The sequence below is a fragment of the Azospirillum sp. P4_B5 genome (genome assembly GCF_056402275.1).
The window spans coordinates 14,645-32,685 of the sequence record NZ_JBFUHT010000027.1; the positions used below are offsets into that span (position 1 = coordinate 14,645).

Genomic DNA, 18,041 nt, shown 5'->3' on the forward strand with positions numbered 1-18,041 from the left:
GGGTATAGAGCAAAAGCCGCGCCAATCCGGGCCATCGGCCGAAGGGATCACTCCTTTGGCCAAAGCCACGCGGCGCCGCGCATACCGCTTTCGGCACCATGGCGCGCCCGGAGGAAGCGGGTGCGGGGGGCGGGACTCAGCGCCCAGCCTCCCCAAAGAGCCGGCACGGCCTCGTAAAGACCCGGCAGCTCCGACAGACCGCCGCCGACCACCACCACGTCGGGGTCGAGCAGATTGATGACAGCGGCCAGCGCGCGGGCCAGCGCGTCGGCATGGCGGTCCAGCGTCGCCCGCGCCGGCGCGTCGCCGGCCGCGGCACGGGCGGCGATCTCCGGCGGGGCCAGCGCCTCCCCCGTCCGCCAGAGATGCAGGCGGGCCAGACCGGCGCCGCACAGCAGCGTCTCGATGCAGCCCTCCCGCCCGCAGCCGCAGGGCACGGGCGGGCCGTCCTCCGCCACCCGCCAGGGCAGCGGGTTGTGCCCCCACTCACCGGCGAGCGCGTTGGCACCGGGCAGGATGCGCCGGTCCGCGACGATCCCGCCGCCGACCCCGGTGCCCAGAATGATCCCGAAGACCAACGGCGCCCCAGCGGCGGCGCCGTCCATTGCCTCCGACAGGACGAAGGCGTTGGCGTCGTTGGCGATCCGCACCGGACGGTCCAGCGCCCGCGCCAGATCGGCGGCGAAGGGCCGCCCGTCCAGCCAGGGCAGGTTGACCGCGCGCACGCTGCCCGCGGCGCCGTCGACAATGCCGGGCAGGCACAGGCCGACCGTGGCGCCCCGGCAATCCGCATGATTTTCCAGCGCCGTCACGACGCCGGCCACCGCCTCCAGAGTCTCCGCATAGCCGCGCGGCGTGTCGGCGCGGTGCCGCGCCCGCTCCGTCCCGTCGGGAGCCAGGAGGGTGGCGGCGATCTTGGTGCCGCCCAGATCGACGCCGATACGCATCGGACCCATGCCCATGACGGACTCCCAGCGCGGGTGGACGGTGAACGGGGTGGAAAAGCAGTCCCTCCCTATAGCGCAGCGCTCCGCCTGAATCAGCCATCCCGACGCGCTCCTTCTCCATAAGAGGTGGCGGTCCCGTCCCTTTGCACCGTCGCAGGACGGCGGCGGACCACTAGAGTCAGGAGTGTCACGTCTCATCAATTGGATTGCGCGCGCCCCCATGGACCGTTCCGCTCCGAAAGCCACGCCATCCTCGAATCGCTCTGCGGCGAAGGCGAAGCCCCAACCCCAGGCCGCCGGCCTGCGCCCCGACCAGACGGAGGTCTTCGACGGCCTTCTCCTGGCTCTGCTGGCGCGCAAGCGGCTGCTGGTGCTGGTCGGCGAGGCCGGCTCCGGCCGGGCGGCGGTCTTCCACCAGCTCGTCGAGCAGGTCGGCTCCGACGGGGCGCTGGTGCTTCCGGTCGCCGCCAGCGCCGGGGCGCAGGTGGAGGATCTGGTGTCCGCCGCCGGTGACGCCGCTCTGCCCTCCGACAGCGACGACCGCGATTTCGACACGCTGATCGAGGAGTTGGAGGAGCGGCTGGACCTCGCCGGCACCGGCCTGCTGGCGGTGGAGAACGCCGGAGTCCTGGCCGCCCCGACGCTGGCCGACCTGATCGACCTCACCCGCTCCGAAACGCCGAGCGGGCGCTTCCTCCAGGTCCTTCTCTGCGGCACGCCGGAGATGGAGCGGACCCTGGCCCGCCCCGGACTGGCCGAAGCGGTGCGCGAACTTGGCGTGATCTACCGCATGACGCCCGGCGCCGGCCCGTCCGTCGCGCCCACCGCCGCCATTCCTTCCGCCGGCCCCTCCACCGGACCGGTGACCGCCCCGCCGCGCGCCGCGCCGCCGCCGCCGCCCCGCCGGGCCGCGGAACGCGACGCCAACGACTGGCCCGCCAACGATTGGGATGCGCCGGACGGCTGGACGATCCCGGAGGCCGGCGCCCCGGTCGCCGATCTTCCGACCAAGCGCCCGCGCCGCCGCGCCGCGCTGGCCGGAGCGGCGATCACCACCCTGATCCTGCTGGGCGCCGCCGGGGCCGGCGTGACCCTGGCCGTTCCCGGCGCCACGCCCGAACGGGCGCTCGATTACGCCCGGCAAGGCTGGCAGGACCTCCGCACCTTCGTGACGGAGCGGGTGCACAATCCTTTCGCGGACGAGCCCAGCCTGGGCAGCCGCGGCCCCGATACGCTGGCGCTTGCCCGGCCGCAGAACCCCTATCTCGCCTCCCTGCCCGCCGAAGCGGGGGTGCCGGTGGCCGGCCCCGCGCCCACCAGGGCCGACACCTCGCCTCCCGCCGCCCGCACCGCGAGCCCGCCGGCTGTCCAGCCGCCTGCCCAGACGACGGCCCAGACGACGGCCCAGACAGCGGCCACCCCGGCGGCACCCTCGCCAACGACCGTCGCAAAGCTCGATCCGGCGCCGCTGGCGAAGCCGGAACAGCCGGCTGTCGCTCCGTCGGTCCAGATGCCGAAACCGCCGGTGCCGGCGGCCGACCCGCTGGCCGCGGAGCACACCCAACCGCCCAAGCCCCGGGCGACGGAGTACCGCACGGAGCAGAGCGAAGGCCCGACCGGCTCGGCCACCCTGCCGCCGCTGGTCGATGAACCCGCGCCCCAGATGGCGGCACCGGCGATGCCCCAGCCCGCGGCTCCCACGGCGTCCACGCCCTTCTCCGCCAGCGACAACGGCCTGAACCCGCGCGTCCGCACCCTGGTCGATCAGGCCCGCCGGCAGATCGCCGCCAAGCTGCTGACCACGCCGCCGAACAACAACGCCTACGAGACGGTGTCGCGCCTTCGCGAGATCGCCCCGGCGACGCCGGAGATCCAGGAACTCCTGACGACCATGGAGGAGACCTACCGCCGCTGGGCCTCGCTCGCGGAGCGGGACGGCAATTGGGACGAGGCGCGGCGCTTCTACGAGCGCGCCCTGATCGTCGCCCCGAACACCGGCGACCTGCGCGACCGCATCAAGGCGGCCGGCGAGGGGCGCGTGCTGCCCGCCATGCCCACGGCCTCCGCAACGCCCGGCACCCCGCCGGCGCCGCCGGCCACCGCCGAGGTGCGGCCCGGTCTGGACAGCCGTGACGGCGCCATCGCCCTGATGCGCCGCACCGACGAGCTGAAACGCACACTGGACGGCGGCGCCGATCCGAACAAGCGGGTGGACAACGGCAAGACCCTGCTGATGCTGGCCTCCGAACAGGGCCTGACCGATGCGGTGCGGCTGCTGATCGACCGCCGGGCCAAGACGGAGCTGCGCACCGCCGACGGCGCCACCGCGGTGATGTACGCCGCCTGGGGCGGGCACGAGGCGGTGATCCACGCGCTGGCCGCCGCCGGAGCCGAACTCGACGCCACCAACGACGACGGCAAGACCGCGCTGATGGCCGCCGCGGCCCGCGGCCATGAAGGTGTGGTGAAGATCCTGGTCGACCGCGGCGTGTCGGTGGACCGGGTGGCCAGCCACGGCTGGTCGGCCCTGATGTACGCGGCCAACAACGGCCACGACCGCGTGGCCCGGATGCTGGTGGAGCATGGCGCCAACCCGTTCCGCATGGATACCGCCGGCAACTCCGCTCTCACCCTCGGCGCGTTGCAGGGCCACATGCAGGTGGTCGAGGCGCTGAAGCCGCACTGAGATATGCATCCCCGCTCCGACAAGGAGCGGGGGGACGCACAGCGCTCACAGCGCCGCGAAGCGCGCCAGCATGGCGGCGTGGGAGCGGATGCCGTTGTGCAGGCACTTCACCTCGAACTTCTCGTTGGGCGAATGGATGCGGTCATCCTCCAGCCCGAAGCCGACGAAGATCGAATCGAAGCCCAGCGCCTGCCGGATGTAGCCGCCGACCGGGATCGACCCGCCGCTGCCGACCAGCGCCGGCTTGTTGGCGAAGACGTCGCCCAGCCCCGCCATGGCGGCGCGCAGATAGGGGCTGTCGGTCGGCACCTGGACGCCCGGCGAGCGGCCGAACACCTTGATCTCCCAGCGCCCGTCGGCCGGGGTGCGCTCCTCCAGAAAGCTCCGGATACCGGACAGGATCTTTTCCGGGTCCTGGGCCGGCACGAGGCGGCAGGACAGCTTGGCCGAGGCCTTGGAGGCGATGACCGTCTTGGACCCCTCCCCGGTGTAACCGCCCCAGATGCCGTTGATGTCGCAGGTCGGGCGCGACCACAGCCGCTCCAGCGCGCTGCGCCCAGCCTCGCCCGCCGGGGTCTTCAACCCGACGCCGGCCAGGAAGGCGCTCTCGTCGAAGCCGAGGTCGCGCCACATCGCCTTTTCCTCGTCCGTGGGCTCGGCCACGTCGTCGTAGAAGCCGGGGAAGCGGACGCGCCCGTCCTCGTCGTGGATCTGGCCGAGAATGCGGGTCAGCGCGTTGATCGGGTTCAGCACCGCGCCGCCGAACATGCCGGAATGCAGGTCGTGGCTCGGCCCGTGCAGCGTCGCCTCGACGTAGAGCAGGCCGCGCAGCCGGGTGGTGATGGCCGGGGTGTCGATGTTCCAGGCGTTGGTGTCGGTGATGACGCAGACGTCGGCCTTCAGCTCCTCCGCGTTGGACTTCAGGAAGGGCAGCAGGTTCGGGCTGCCGGTCTCCTCCTCGCCCTCCAGCAGGACGGTCACGCGGATGGGCAGGGTGCCGTGCACGGCGTGCCAGGCGCGGAACGCCTCGATGAAGGTCATCACCTGACCCTTGTCGTCCACGGCGCCGCGGGCGACGATGCGGCGGCCATGCTCGGCCTCGACGATGGCCGGCTCGAAGGGCGGGCTGTTCCACAGCTCCAGCGGCTCCGCCGGCTGCACGTCGTAATGGCCGTAATAGAGGATGTGCGGCACATCCTGACCGCCCGGCCCCGGATGGTGGGCGACGACCGCGGGATGGCCAGCCGTCTCGCGCACGGAGGCGTCGAAGCCCAGTCCGCTCAGTTCGCGCACCAGCCAGTCGGCGGCGCGGCGCACGTCGCCCTTGTAGGCGGGATCGGTGCTGACGCTGGGGATGCGCAGCAGGTCGCAGAGGCGGCCCAGGGAGTCTTCAAAACCGCGGTCAACCTGCTGGAGAACGGGATCGGCTGACAGGACGCTCGACATTCGGAACTGCCTTCGGTGTGAATGACTGGCACCGATGGTAGCGCATTGCGCTTCCGCGCCAAGCTCCACAAAGCGCAGGGGTGCCATCCTCGCGAAGGCGGCGTTCCCGGTTCCCGCCACGGGAAGCACAGGATGGCGGGACCGCGGCTCCGCCTTCGCGAGGATCCCCTCGGACGGCGGCGGGTCAGACGGTCAGGTACCGCCGGACCTCGCTCTCCTCCAGCCCGTCGCGGCTGCCCGCCAGCATGACCTCGCCGCGCTCCATCACCGCCCAGTCGTCGGCCAGATCGCGGGCGAACTCGAAATATTGCTCGACCAGCAGGATCGCCATGGTGCCCTTGTCGCGCAGGTAGGAAATGGCCCGCCCGATGTCCTTGATGATGGAGGGCTGGATGCCCTCGGTCGGCTCGTCCAGCACCAGCAGCCGGGGCCGCGTCACCAGCGCCCGCCCGATGGCGAGCTGCTGCTGCTGCCCGCCCGACAGGTCGCCGCCGCGACGGTCGAGCATGGATTTCAGCACCGGAAACAGTTCGAACACCTCGTCGGGGATGGAGCGGTCGGCGCGCTTCAGCGGCGCGTAGCCGGTCAGCAGGTTCTCCCGCACCGTCAGCAGCGGGAAGATCTCGCGCCCCTGCGGGACATAGGCGATGCCGCGCCGCGCCCGCTCCGACGGGGCGAGCTTGGTGATGTCGCCGCCGTCCCAGGCGATGGTTCCGCCGGTCACCGGCTTCAGCCCGACGATGGCGCGCAGCAGCGAGGACTTGCCGACGCCGTTGCGCCCCAGCAGGCAGGTGACTTTCCCCACCTCCGCCGTCAGCGACACGCCGCGCAGCGCCTGCGCCGCACCGTAATGGAGATCGACAGACCGTACGTCGAGCATGCTTGCTTTCTCCCAAGTCCCTTCTCCCCTCCGGGGAGAAGGTTAGGATGAGGGGGCGGCCGCAGGCCGGAAACGCTCTGCAATGAGACTGGGTTTCCGCCCTTCGAGCGCCCCCTCACCCTGACCCTCTCCCCGGAGGGGAGAGGGGAATGTGGTTCAGTCACCGGCCGAGATAGACGTCGATGACCTGCTTGTTGGCGCTCACCGTGTCGAGCGAGCCTTCGGCCAGCACGGAGCCCTCGTGCAGCACCGTGACCTTCACGCCCAGTTCGCGGACGAAGACCATGTCGTGCTCCACGACGATCACCGAATGCTTGCCGGCGATGTCCTTCAGCAGGTGGGCGGTCTGTTCCGTCTCCGCGTCGGTCATGCCGGCCACCGGCTCGTCGACCAGCAGAAGCTTCGGGTCCTGGGCCAGCAGCATGCCGATCTCCAGCCACTGCTTCTCGCCGTGCGACAGGCTGCCCGCCGGCCGGTCGCGCCGCGGCGACAGGCGGGTGATGTCGAGGATCTCCTCGATCCGCGCCCGGTCCTCCCGCGTGGCCGAATAGGTCAGCGTCTTCAGCGGACGGCGCGGCGCCTTCAGCGACAGTTCCAGATTGTCCCAGACCGTGTGCATCTCGAACACGGTGGGACGCTGGAACTTGCGGCCGATGCCCAGGTTGGCGATGGCCGGCTCGCGCAGGCTGGTCAGGTCGGTCCGGCCCTCGAACAGGATGGTGCCGGTGTCGGGGCGGGTCTTGCCGGTGATGACGTCCATCATGGTCGTCTTGCCGGCGCCGTTCGGCCCGATGATCGCCCGCATCTCGCCCGGCTCGATGACCAGCGACAGGCTGTTCAGCGCCCGGAACCCGTCGAAGCTGACCGACACGCCGTCCAGATACAGCAGGGTGTCTTCCGTGCTCATCTCTCTCAGACTCCCTTCTGGTCCGCCGGCTTGGCGGTGACCGTGGCGCGCGCCGGCAGACGGTCGCGGAGTTGCGCCGCCAGCCCCAGAATGCCCTTGGGCAGGAACAGGGTGACCAGAACGAACAGGCCGCCCAGCGCGAACAGCCACAGCTCCGGCAGCGCCGCCGTGAAATAGCTCTTGCCGAAATTCACCAGCACCGCGCCCAGCACCGGCCCGGCCAGCGTGCCGCGCCCGCCGACGGCGACCCAGATCACCGCCTCGATGCTGCTGGCGGGGGAGAATTCCGACGGGTTGATGATGCCGACCTGCGGCACGTAGAGCGCGCCCGCCACACCGGCCATGCAGGCCGACAGCGTCCAGGCGAACAGCTTGTAGCGGTCGGTCTCGTAGCCGAGGAAGCGCACCCGGCTCTCGGCATCGCGCACGGCGACCAGCACCTTGCCCAGCTTGGACGCCACCACCGCCGAGGCCAGGATGTAGCCGATCGCCAGCGCCACCACCGTCGCCACGAACAGCCCGACGCGGGTCGAGGCGGCCTGGACGTCGAAGCCCAGGATCTCCTTGAAGTCGGTCAGGCCGTTGTTGCCGCCCAGCCCCATGTCGTTGCGGAAGAAGGCCAGCATCAGCGCGAAGGTCATCGCCTGCGTGATGATCGACAGGTAGACACCGGTGACGCGCGAGCGGAAGGCGAACCAGCCGAAGGCGAAGGCGAGCAGGCCCGGCACCAGCATCACCATGATCGCGGCGAACCAGAACTGGTCGAAGCCGTGCCAGTACCAGGGCAGCTCCGTCCAATTCAGGAAGACCATGAAGTCCGGCAGGTCGGCGTTGCCGTAGACCCCGCGCGAACCGATCTGCCGCATCAGATACATGCCCATGGCGTAGCCGCCGAGCGTGAAGAAGGCGGCGTGGCCCAGCGACAGGATGCCGACGAAGCCCCAGACGAGGTCGAGCGACAGCGCCAGCAGCGCGAAGCACAGATACTTGCCGAGCAGCGCCACCGTGTGGGTGGAGAGGTGCCAGGGCGAGTCCGGGGTCGTGCCCAGCGCCATGAACGGCACCGCCACGGCCAGCACCGCCAGGACGGTCAGCAGAACGCCGGCCTTCTTGTCCAGGCCCATCAGGAAGAAACGGGTCAGCATCGGATCAGGCCTCCACCGCCCGGCCCTTCAGCGCGAACAGGCCGCGCGGACGCCGTTGGATGAACAGGATGATGAAGATCAGCACCAGGATCTTGCCCAGCACCGCGCCCGCGTAGGGCTCCAGGAACTTGTTGACGCCACCGAGCGCCAGCGCGCCGACCAGCGTTCCCCACAGGTTGCCCACCCCGCCGAACACCACGACCATGAAGCTGTCGATGATGTAGCCCTGGCCCAGGTTGGGGCTGACGTTGTCGATCTGGCTCAGCGCCACCCCGGCCAGCCCGGCGATGCCGGAGCCGAGCCCGAAGGTCAGCGCGTCCACCCGCGCCGTACGGATGCCCATGGCGTTGGCCATGCTGCGGTTCTGGGTGACGGCACGGATGCTCAGTCCGAACCACGTCTTGCGCAGCGCCACCAGCAGCGCACCGAAGACGAGGAAGGCGAAGACGACGATCCACAGCCGCCCGTAGGTGATGGTCAACCCGCCCAGTTCGAAGGCGCCGGACATCCAGGACGGGGCGCCGACCTCGCGGTTCGTCGGCCCGAAGATGGAGCGCACCGCCTGCTGGAGCGCCAGCGACAGGCCCCAGGTCGCCAGCAGCGTTTCCAACGGACGCCCGTAGAGCCAGCGGATCACGCTGCGCTCGATGGCGACGCCGACCGCGCCGGAGACCAGGAAGGCGACAGGAAGCGCCACCAGGATGGAGACATCGAACAGGCCCGGCGCCCACTGGCGGAAGGCCTCCTGCACCAGGAAGGTGGCGTAGGCGCCGATCATCACCATCTCGCCATGCGCCATGTTGATGACGCCCATGACGCCGAAGGTGACAGCCAGCCCGATCGCCGCCAGCAGCAGCACCGAGCCGAGCGACAGGCCGTACCACAGGTTCTGCGCCGCCCCCCACAGGGCGAGCCGCTGCTCCACCGACGCGATGGCCTTCGTCGCGGCGTCCTTCACCGCATCGCTGCCCCCGTTGGAGGCGCTGTTGGCGGCGCCATTCAGCAGGGCCAGCGCGTCCTGGTCGCCACGCTCCTGAAGCACCGCGACGGCGGCGATCCTGTCCGCGTCGGAAGCCTCCCCGGCCAGCAGGACGGAGGCCCGCGCCTGGGTCATCGCGCGGCGCACGCGCTCGTCGGATTCCTTGGCCAGCGCCGTGTTCAGCGCGTCCAGCGCGTTGGCGTCGCGGCTCTTGAACACCGCCTCGGCGGCCTGTCGGCGCGTATTGGCGTCGGGGCTCATCAGGGTGAGCGCGCCGAGCGTCGCGCTGATCGTGCGGCGCAGAGCGTTGTTGATGCGGATTTTCTCGACCGCGTTGCGGTCCGCCTCGCCCAACGCGGCGCCGGTCAGCGGGTCGGTCAGGGCGTAGCCGCTGCCGGCGCGCTTGGCGACGACCACGGCGCCGTCCGCCTTGCGGACGTGCAGGTCGCCGGCCTGGAGGGCCTCGATCACCGGCACGACGGCGGGATCGCCCGTCTCCGCCAGCCCGGCGAGGGCCTTTTCGGTCTCGGCGTAGTTGCCGGCGCCCAGGCCGCGGACCAGCGGGGCCAGATCGGCGGCAAAGGCGGCGGGTGCGGCCAGCGCCAGAAACGCGGCCAGCAGCCAGCAGAATGCGCGGTGCATCGCGGTTCCTGTGATGTGTCGGAAGTCGTATTTTTGGATAAGGGCGTTGCCCCCACCCTTCCCGCTTCGCGGGCCCCTTCCCTCCCCCGCTTCGCAGGAGAGGGACCAATCCCCTCCCCTGCGAAGGCCGCCGCACTTGCCGGTCTTCACGTTGAAGTTGCCGCAGGACATCGGGGCGCGCCAATCGGAAATCAGGTCCTTGCTGTCCGGCAGGAAGTCCGACCACTCGTCGCCGACCACGAGGCCCGGCGTCTTGGAGACGGTCTCGAACTGGCCGTTCTCCTGCACCTCGCCGATCAGCACCGGCTTGGTGATGTGGTGGTTCGGCAGCATGGCCGAATAGCCGCCGGTCAGGTTCGGGACGGACACGCCGACGAGGCTGTCGATCACCGCGTTGCTGTCGGTGGTGCCGGCCTTCTCGACCGCCTTCACCCACATGTTGAAGCCGATGTAGTGGGCCTCCATCGGGTCGTTGGTGACGCGCTTGTCGTTCTTGGTGTAGGCCTGCCACTTCTTGATGAAGTCGCTGTTCTCCGGCGTGTCCACCGACATGAAGTAGTTCCAGGCGGCGAGATGGCCGACCAGCGGCTTCGTGTCGATGCCGGCCAGCTCCTCCTCGCCCACGGAAAAGGCGACGACCGGGATGTCCTGCGCCTTGACGCCCTGGTTGCCCAACTCCTTGTAGAAGGGGACGTTGGCGTCGCCGTTGATGGTCGAGACGACGGCGGTCTTCTTGCCGGCGGAGCCGAACTTCTTGATGTCGGCGACGATGTTCTGCCAGTCGGAATGGCCGAAGGGGGTGTAGTTGATCATGATGTCCTCGGACTTCACGCCCTTGGACTTCAGATAGGTTTCCAGGATCTTGTTGGTCGTGCGCGGGTAGACGTAGTCGGTGCCGGCCAGCACCCAGCGCTGCACGCCTTCGGTCGCCGCCAGATAGTCGACGGCGGGGATCGCCTGCTGGTTCGGGGCGGCGCCGGTGTAGAAGACGTTGCGCGAGGACTCCTCGCCCTCATACTGCACCGGGTAGAACAGGATGCTGTTCAGCTCCTCGAACACCGGCAGGACGGACTTGCGGCTGACCGAGGTCCAGCAGCCGAACACCGCGGCCACCTTGTCCTTGCTGACCAGCTCGCGCGCCTTTTCGGCGAACAGGGGCCAGTTGGAGGCGGGATCGACGACGACCGGCTCCAGCTTCTTGCCGAGAACGCCGCCCTTCTTGTTCTGCTCTTCGATGAGCATCAGCATGACGTCCTTCAGCGTGGTCTCGCTGATCGCCATGGTGCCCGACAGGGAATGGAGGATGCCGACCTTGATGGTGTCCTGGGCCGACGCCGGGGCGGCGAAGCCCGCGGCGAACGTGACGGCAAGGCCGGCGGCCGCCGCAAGGGTGCGACCGGTCTTGAAGCCCGACTGGAACCCCGTCTTGAACATTGTGAATACCCCCCGTTCTTTGGTCTGGCGCCCGCCTCAGGCGCCCGGGGGTGTCCTTCGCAAATGTGATGCCACGACGCGGCGCAATGCCGCCGCCTCAGGGATTCCGCGGCGGCTCACGGCCAAGCATTCGCTTACGAATTATGCATGCGGCCACAATCAGCCCAAATTTTAGTCATAAATGCCGAAATGACTGAAAATTAGGCGATCGCTCACACCGAAGACCGATGCCGTTCGATACAGACGGACAGCACCTCATCCAAAGGTCGGGTCCACCAGTGGCGCGAGAATATTTCGACCTCGGAATAGCCTTGGAATCCGTTGGCTTCCGCCCAGCTGCGGATCATCGGAATGTCGATCACGCCGTCGCCCATCATGCCGCGGTCCTCCAGCAGGTCGGCGGTCGGCACCAGCCAGTCGCACACATGGAAGGCACAGAGGCGGCTCTTGCCCGCCCGGCGGATCTGCGCCTCCAGCTCCGGGTCCCACCAGACATGGTAAACGTCCAACGCCACACCCAGCGCGCCGGTTCCCTGCGGATCCAGCCGGTCGCAGAGGTCCAGCGCGTGGCGCATCGTGTTCACGCAGGCGCGGTCGGCGGCGTACATCGGGTGCAGCGGCTCGATGGCGAGCGGCATCCCGGCGCCGCGGGCATGCTCCAGCAGTTCGGCGATGCCGTCTTCCACCTGGGCGCGGGCCAGCGCGATGTCCTTGGACGGCGGGGAACCGGGGCGGGAGAATTGCGGCAGCCCGCCGACCACCAGCACGAGGCAGGGGGCGCCCAGCGCCACCGCCTCGTCCACCGCGCGGCGGTTGTCGTCGCGCACCTCGGCCCGGCGGTCGGGATCGGCAGGGAACATGCCGCCGCGGCAATAGCCGGACAACTCCAGACCCAACTCACTCACCGCCCGGACGGCGCGGTCCAGCCCCACCGCGGCCACCTGATCCCGCCAGGGGGAGACGGCGCGGATGCCGTGGCGGGCGCAGGCGTCGAAGATCTGCAGCAGGTCGCCCTGCTTGCGCACCGTGGCCGTGTTGATGGACAGCCAGCGATGATCGCCGGAGAAGTCGCGCATAATCGTGGTCCTTCAGAATTCCAGCAAAGCCGCCGCACAAGCCCTCTCCCCCCTGGGGAGAGGGTTGGGTGAGGGGGCGCTTACGCCCGGCAGGGCGGAGCGAAGCAGTGTCCTGCAAAGCGGATCGCCTTCGGCGCCCCCTCATCCTGACCTTCTCCCCAGAGGGGAGAAGGAATGCGCGTCCTCACACCGCCTCGATGCCGCGGACGGCCAGGACGTCGGCCATGCGCCACACCGCCTCTTCCGGGTCGCGCAGCAGTCCGGCCTTGTCGGCCAGCCGGAAGATCTCCGCCAAATGCAGGGTGGAGCGCGTGCCCTCCTGCCCGCCGATCATCGTGAAATGGTCCTGGTGGCCGTTCAGGTAGGCCATGAAGACCACCCCGGTCTTGTAGAAGCGGGTCGGCGCCTTGAAGATGTGGCGGGACAGCGGGACCGTCGGCTCCAGGATCTCGTGGAAACGCCCCTCCTCGCCCGCCGCCAGCTCGGCGAGCGCCGCCGCCGCCGCCGGGGCGATGGCGTCGAAGATGCCCAGCAGCGCGTCGGAATGGCCCTCCGCGTCGCCGGCGATCAGCTCCGCGTAGTTGAAGTCGTCGCCGGTGTACATGCGCACGCCGGGGGCCAGACGGCGGCGCATGACGATCTCCTTGTCCTTGTCGAGCAGGGAAACCTTCACCCCGTTGACCTTGGGTGCGAAGTCGTTGATGATGCCGACCGCGGTGTCGAGCGCCACCGGGAAGTCGTTGGTCCCCCAGTAGCCGGCCAGCGCCGGGTCGAACATGTCGCCCAGCCAGTGGAGGATCACCGGCTGGCGCACCTGGGAGAGGATGCGGCTGTAGACCTGGACATAGTCGTCCGGCCCCTTGGCGACGCGGGCCAGCGCGCGCGACGCCATCAGGATCACCCGCCCGCCGAGGTCCTCGACCGCGGAAACCTGCGTCTCGTAGGCGCGGATCACGTCATCGAGGGACCGCGCGTCCTCCGGCGCCAGATGGTCGGTGCCCGCCCCGCAGGCAATCAGCGCGTTGCCGCGCGCCTTCGCCGCGGTCAGGGAGCGCCGGATCAGCTCCAGCGAGGCATTCCAGTCCAGCCCCATACCGCGCTGTGCGGTGTCCATCGCCTCGGCGACGCCAAAGCCCAGGTCCCACAAATGCTCGCGGAAGGCGATGGTGCGGTCCCAGTCGATGGCCGGGGTCAGCCACGGGTCGTTGTCGGCCAGCGGGTCGGCCACCATGTGGGCGGCGGCGTAGGCCACGCGGTTCAAGGGCCGGTCGGTGCGGGCGGGGAAGCCCCGCGCGGGCGCCACCTCGTAAGTCTCCAACGACCGGTCGGCGCGCGGCAGCTTGATGGTCAATGCCATGAGTGCGAACTCCGGTCAGGCGGTCAGCGAGGGAACGTCGACCCAGCGGCGCTCCTTCCAGCTCTTCAGCGCGGCCTCGACGAGCTGCACGCCCTTGGCGCCCTCGATCAGGCCATGGTCGAAGGGGGCGTCCTCGACGACGTGGCGGATGAAGGACTCCCACTGCGTCTTGAAGCCGTTGTCGGTCGGCTGGTTGTCGGGCACCGGTTGCCACGTCGCGTAGAAGTCCATGGTCTGCTTCTGGTCCGGGTTCCACACCGGGCGCGGCGTGCCCTGGCGCGGCTGGATCACGCAGTCGCTCAGGCCCGCGACAGCCGAGCCGTGGGTGCCGTCCACCTGGAAGGTCACCAGATCGTCGCGGTACACCCGCGTCGCCCAGGAGGAGTTGATGTGGGCGATGACGCCGCCCTCCAGCTCGAAGGTGGCGTAGGCCGCGTCGTCGGCGGTGGCCTGATAGCGCGTGCCCTGTTCGTCCCAGCGCTCCGGAATGTGGATGGCGCCGAGGCAGGAGACGCTCTTCACCTGCCCGAACAGGTTGTCGAGCACGTAGCGCCAGTGGCAGACCATGTCGAGGATGATGCCGCCGCCGTCCTCCTCCCGGTAGTTCCAGGAGGGGCGCTGTGCCGGCTGCCAATCGCCCTCGAACACCCAATAGCCGAACTCGCCCCGCACCGAGAGGATCTTCCCGAAGAAGCCGCTGTCGCGCAGCATCTTCAGCTTCTGCAGGCCGGGCAGGAACAGCTTGTCCTGCACGGTGCCGTTCTTCACCCCGGCCTCCTCGGCCAGCCGGACGACGCGCAGCGCCTCCTCCAGGTTGGTGGCGATGGGCTTCTCGCAATAGACGTGCTTGCCGGCGCGGATCGCCGCCTCCAGCAGCGTCGGGCGCATCTGGGTGGTGCCGGCGTCGAAGAAGATCGTGTCGTCGGGGTTGGCCAGGGCCGCGTCCAGATCGTCGGTCCAGCGCTCCACGCCGTGGCGCTGGGCCAACTCGCGGATCTTCTCGGCGTTGCGCCCGACCAGGATGGGGTCCGGCATGACGCGGGACCCGTCGGACAGCGTGACGCCGCCTTGCGTCCGGATGGCGAGGATCGACCGGATCAGGTGCTGGTTCATGCCCATGCGGCCGGTCACGCCATGCATGATGATACCAAGGCGCTTCGTGCTCATGTCAGGGGACTCCCTAGGGGATTATTCGTTCTGCAGAGGGGACAGGCGGTCCCATCGGGGCTGCGCCGCGCTGGCGAAGCCGGGGACGGCCAGGGTTTCGGTCGGCAGGCTGCCGCCCGCCGTGGCGAGGCGGACAACGCCGTCCCGCCGGGTGTAGAAGCCGGGATGCGCGGCGAGGAAGGCGTCGGCCTCCGGCGCTCCGTCAAAGCCGTTTCCGTACTGGTGGCCGTTGCGCTCCGCGTCGGCGATGCCGAGCAGCGCGACCAGCGCCGTGTCCTGCTGCACCGCCAGCCCGGCCTGACAGGTCAGGTCCTCCGCGGCGATAAAATGCGGCGTGCCCCAGGCGGCGCAACGCGCCCGGTTCAGTATGGCCTTGTAGAGCCCTTTGCAGGACTTGGACGACACGCCGCGGTAGCCGGCGGCGCGGGCGCGCGGGAAGGCGTCGTAGCCGTCGTCGGACTCGTCGATGATGAAGGGAATGCGCCCAGCCACCGCGCCCAGCGGCGCCTCCAGCGCGCGCTCCCGCGCCACCGGCTGCTCGATGTAGAGGAGGCGTCGGCGGAAGCCGGCCAGCGCCGGCTCGCGCTCCAGCCCATCCACGAAGGCGGCGAGGGCCGCAGCGTCCGCGTATTGCTCGTTGCCGTCCAGCGTGGCGCGGTAGTCGCCCGCCGCCGCGTCCAGCACGCCGGCAATCGCCGCCAAGCGCGCCAGATCGGCGGACGGATCGCCGCCCAGCTTGATCTTGAAACGGCCCAGCCGCTCCCGCGCCAGCAGGGCGCGCAGGGCCTCCGGATCGTCGAGCAGCCCGACCGTGTGGCGGAGCGCCACGGACGCCCGCGGCTCCAGCCCGGCGAGGAAGCCGTCCAGGTCGAAGCCCGCCAGATCCGGCGTCAGCCGCGCGTCGATTCCGGCGCGGTTCGTCCGCATGCCGGTGAAGACATCCATGTCCAGGACCCGCAGCAACCCGTCCAGCACCGCCTTATCAATCAACGCCGGCCCATAGGCAGCGGTCAGGTCGGGCAGCCCGGCGGCGCGGCAGGCCGCCCGCTGCGTCTCGTAGGCCGCCGCGTGGTGGCCGAAGGCGGTGTCGGCGCGGTCCGTCGCGTAGGCGTCGCGGGCGAGGCGCAGGGAACGGCGCAGGCCATCCACCGTCTCGTCCGGGCTGCGGTCCGGGCGTTTGTCGAACCACTTCGGCATCATCATCTCGGCGGTGCCGCCCCACGCCTCGCCGACGCCGTCCACATGGACCAGGGCGCGGACGAAGGCCTGGGGAGCCGCCTCCACCGTTACGCTGCCGAAGCGGAAGGGCTTCACGAAGCGGACGGGGCGTTCATAGAGGTCGATGGCGCGGATGGTGAGGAGGGGTGCGGGTGCGGATGCATTGCCCCCACCCTTCCCGCTTCGCGGGCCCCTTCCCTCCCCCGCTTCGCAGGAGAGGGAGTTGATTCCCTCCCTTGCCAAAGGCGGGGGAGGGTTAGGGAGGGGGCAAGACTCATCCATCACCACACGCCCCCTCAGTCCAGATGCCCTTGGGCGTTGAAATGCGCCCGGATGCGCTGGGTCAGCTCGATGAAGACCGGGTGGCCCATGACATCCAGCGACCGCGGGCGGGGCAGCGGCACCTCGTAGGTCGCGGCGATGGCGCCGGGACGCTCCGACATCACCATCACCCGGTCGGCCAGGAACACCGCCTCGGGGATGGAGTGGGTGATCAGCAGCACCGTCTTGCCCGTCTCGTGCTGGATGCGTTGCAGCTCGACGTTCATCTTCTCCCGCGTCATGGCGTCGAGCGCGCCGAACGGCTCGTCCATCAGCAGGATCTTCGGGTCGTGAACCAGCGCCCGGCACAGCGAGGCGCGCTGCTGCATGCCGCCGGAGAGCTGCCAGGGGTACTTGTTCTCGAACCCCTCCAGCCCGGTCATGCGGATCAGCGCATGGGCGCGCTCCCGGTACTTGTCGCGCGGCAGGCCGCGGACCTCCACCGGCATCATGATGTTGCGCAGCACCGTCCGCCAGGCGAGCAGCACCGGGCTCTGGAACACGATGCCGACGTCGTCGTGCGGCTCGGTCACCGTGGTGCCTTCGATGGTGATGGCGCCCTCGCTGACCGGCAGCAAGCCGGCGACCAGCTTCAGCAGCGTGGACTTGCCGCAGCCGGACGGGCCGACCACCACCAGGAACTCGCCGTCCCGCACGTCGAAGGTGATCGGGCGCAGGGACGGCACCTCCCCGTCGCGGGTGCGGTAGGTCTTGGTCACGCCGTCGATCTGGATCAGGGTCTTTTGCGACAGGCGGGCCGTTTCGGCCGATCCGACGACTTTCAACTGGGGCTGAGCCATGTCCCTGCTCTCCTGTCCGTCCGGCCTCACTGGCCCGCCGCGGCGGGATCGGGGAGGAAGTCGCGGGTGTAGAAGGCCTTCGGGTTCTTCTTCGCCGCGGCGTCCAGACCGCCGTACTCGACCAGCAGGTCCACGGTCTCGGCCATGTTGGCGTCGGTGACGCGGAAGGGCCGCTGCCCCTTGGTCTCCGCCGTGCGGTAGAGCGGCGTGGTGAGTTCAAAGCCCTCCAGCAGGGTGGCTTCCTGGCCGCCCTTGGGGTTGGCCTTGAGGATGGCGGCCACGGCCTCCTTCGGGTTCTTCTCCGCCCCTTCGACCGCCTTGGTCGTCGCGGCCATGAAGCGCTTCACGAGGTCGGGCTTGTCCTTCAGCGTCTCGGTGTGGGCGATGATGCCGGAGGAGACCATGTTGACGCCGTAGTCGGCGAAGCGGACCGGCGTCACCGACTTGCCGGTGGCGTCCTTGATCTTCATGCTCTGGTCCATGACGTAGCCCAGCAGCAGGTCCGCCTGCCCGTTGATGACGGCGTTCAGCTTGGTCTGGGCGTCGCCCGACACGACGCGGAAATCGCTGTCCTTCAGGCCGGTCTTCTTCAGGAACAGCGGCCAGATCTGGGACATGCTGTCGCCCGGCGTCATGGCGACGGTCTTGCCCTTGATGTCCTCGGGCTTGCGGATGTTCTTGTCGGTGAAGCCCATGGCCGACATCGGGCTGGTCTGGAGCAGCACGCCGGGCGAGGTGACCGGGGCGCCCTTCACCGCTGCCTTCATCATGGTCGGCACGTCGACGTAGCCGAAATCAACGGTCTTCGCGGCCACCGCCTGGGTCGTCACCGCCGACCCGCGGCCCTCCTGGATCTCCAGGTCGATGCCCTCGGCCTCGTACAGGCCCTTGTCCTTGCCGTAATAGAAGGGGGCGTGCTCGCCATACACGTACCAGTTCAGCATCAGCACGACCTTGTCCGCGGCCTGGGCCGGAAGCGTCGTGGCCGTGAGGGCGCAGAGCGCCGCGAAGAGCGTCCGTTTCATCTCGTCTCCTC

Annotated in this window: 13 protein-coding genes and 1 pseudogene; 1 reads left to right on the plus strand and 13 read right to left on the minus strand. The window is 69.6% G+C overall.

Translation table 11 applies throughout. The annotated features are described in order from the left end of the window. Window positions 1–47: 47 nt before the first annotated feature. Window positions 48–947 (minus strand): ROK family protein, encoded by a 900-nt coding sequence (locus AC1DVI_RS20265; RefSeq protein WP_476959552.1) that lies wholly within the window; start codon window positions 945–947, stop codon window positions 48–50. A gap of 220 nt (window positions 948–1,167) precedes the next feature. Between AC1DVI_RS20265 and AC1DVI_RS20270 the strand changes: the two genes are divergently transcribed. Beyond that, a complete protein-coding gene (locus AC1DVI_RS20270) occupies window positions 1,168–3,633 on the plus strand; it encodes an ankyrin repeat domain-containing protein (protein ID WP_476959503.1) in 2,466 nt (821 codons plus the stop codon). Window positions 3,634–3,678: 45 nt separating this feature from the next. Here AC1DVI_RS20270 and AC1DVI_RS20275 read toward each other — a convergent pair whose 3' ends face one another. The 12 genes and pseudogenes from AC1DVI_RS20275 to AC1DVI_RS20330 form a co-directional block, all read right to left on the minus strand. Further along, on the minus strand, window positions 3,679–5,079 hold the full coding sequence (locus AC1DVI_RS20275; protein WP_476959504.1) for a dipeptidase: 1,401 nt from the start codon (window positions 5,077–5,079) through the stop codon (window positions 3,679–3,681). Window positions 5,080–5,263: 184 nt separating this feature from the next. Beyond that, the gene (gene urtE, locus AC1DVI_RS20280; protein WP_094306347.1) at window positions 5,264–5,959 is read right to left on the minus strand and encodes an urea ABC transporter ATP-binding subunit UrtE; all 696 of its coding nucleotides are present in this window, start codon (window positions 5,957–5,959) and stop codon (window positions 5,264–5,266) included. 160 nt (window positions 5,960–6,119) lie between these two features. Continuing rightward, window positions 6,120–6,866, minus strand: a complete 747-nt coding sequence (gene urtD, locus AC1DVI_RS20285) for an urea ABC transporter ATP-binding protein UrtD (protein ID WP_035675131.1) — start codon at window positions 6,864–6,866, stop codon at window positions 6,120–6,122. A 5-nt stretch (window positions 6,867–6,871) separates the two neighbouring features. Then, a complete protein-coding gene (urtC, locus tag AC1DVI_RS20290) occupies window positions 6,872–8,011 on the minus strand; it encodes an urea ABC transporter permease subunit UrtC (protein ID WP_476959505.1) in 1,140 nt (379 codons plus the stop codon). A gap of 4 nt (window positions 8,012–8,015) precedes the next feature. Beyond that, window positions 8,016–9,632 carry an urea ABC transporter permease subunit UrtB gene (gene urtB, locus AC1DVI_RS20295; protein ID WP_476959553.1) on the minus strand — a complete coding sequence of 539 codons (1,617 nt, stop codon included), beginning with the start codon at window positions 9,630–9,632 and terminating at the stop codon, window positions 8,016–8,018. Window positions 9,633–9,758: 126 nt separating this feature from the next. Beyond that, window positions 9,759–11,066, minus strand: a pseudogene (gene urtA, locus AC1DVI_RS20300) (urea ABC transporter substrate-binding protein); the annotation flags it as partial. 212 nt (window positions 11,067–11,278) lie between these two features. After that, on the minus strand, window positions 11,279–12,142 hold the full coding sequence (locus AC1DVI_RS20305; protein WP_476959506.1) for a sugar phosphate isomerase/epimerase family protein: 864 nt from the start codon (window positions 12,140–12,142) through the stop codon (window positions 11,279–11,281). 184 nt (window positions 12,143–12,326) lie between these two features. Continuing rightward, window positions 12,327–13,499, minus strand: a complete 1,173-nt coding sequence (locus AC1DVI_RS20310) for a dihydrodipicolinate synthase family protein (protein WP_476959507.1) — start codon at window positions 13,497–13,499, stop codon at window positions 12,327–12,329. 15 nt (window positions 13,500–13,514) lie between these two features. Beyond that, window positions 13,515–14,666: a Gfo/Idh/MocA family protein gene (locus AC1DVI_RS20315; protein WP_476959508.1), complete on the minus strand. Its 1,152-nt coding sequence runs from the start codon at window positions 14,664–14,666 to the stop codon at window positions 13,515–13,517. Window positions 14,667–14,687: 21 nt separating this feature from the next. Next, window positions 14,688–15,980, minus strand: coding sequence for a hypothetical protein (locus AC1DVI_RS20320; protein WP_476959509.1), 1,293 nt, complete (start codon window positions 15,978–15,980; stop codon window positions 14,688–14,690). A 200-nt stretch (window positions 15,981–16,180) separates the two neighbouring features. Next, window positions 16,181–17,005: an ABC transporter ATP-binding protein gene (locus AC1DVI_RS20325; protein WP_476959510.1), complete on the minus strand. Its 825-nt coding sequence runs from the start codon at window positions 17,003–17,005 to the stop codon at window positions 16,181–16,183. 26 nt (window positions 17,006–17,031) lie between these two features. Then, entirely contained in the window at window positions 17,032–18,030 is a 999-nt protein-coding gene (locus AC1DVI_RS20330) for an ABC transporter substrate-binding protein (RefSeq protein WP_476959511.1), read from the minus strand. Window positions 18,031–18,041 lie beyond the last annotated feature (11 nt).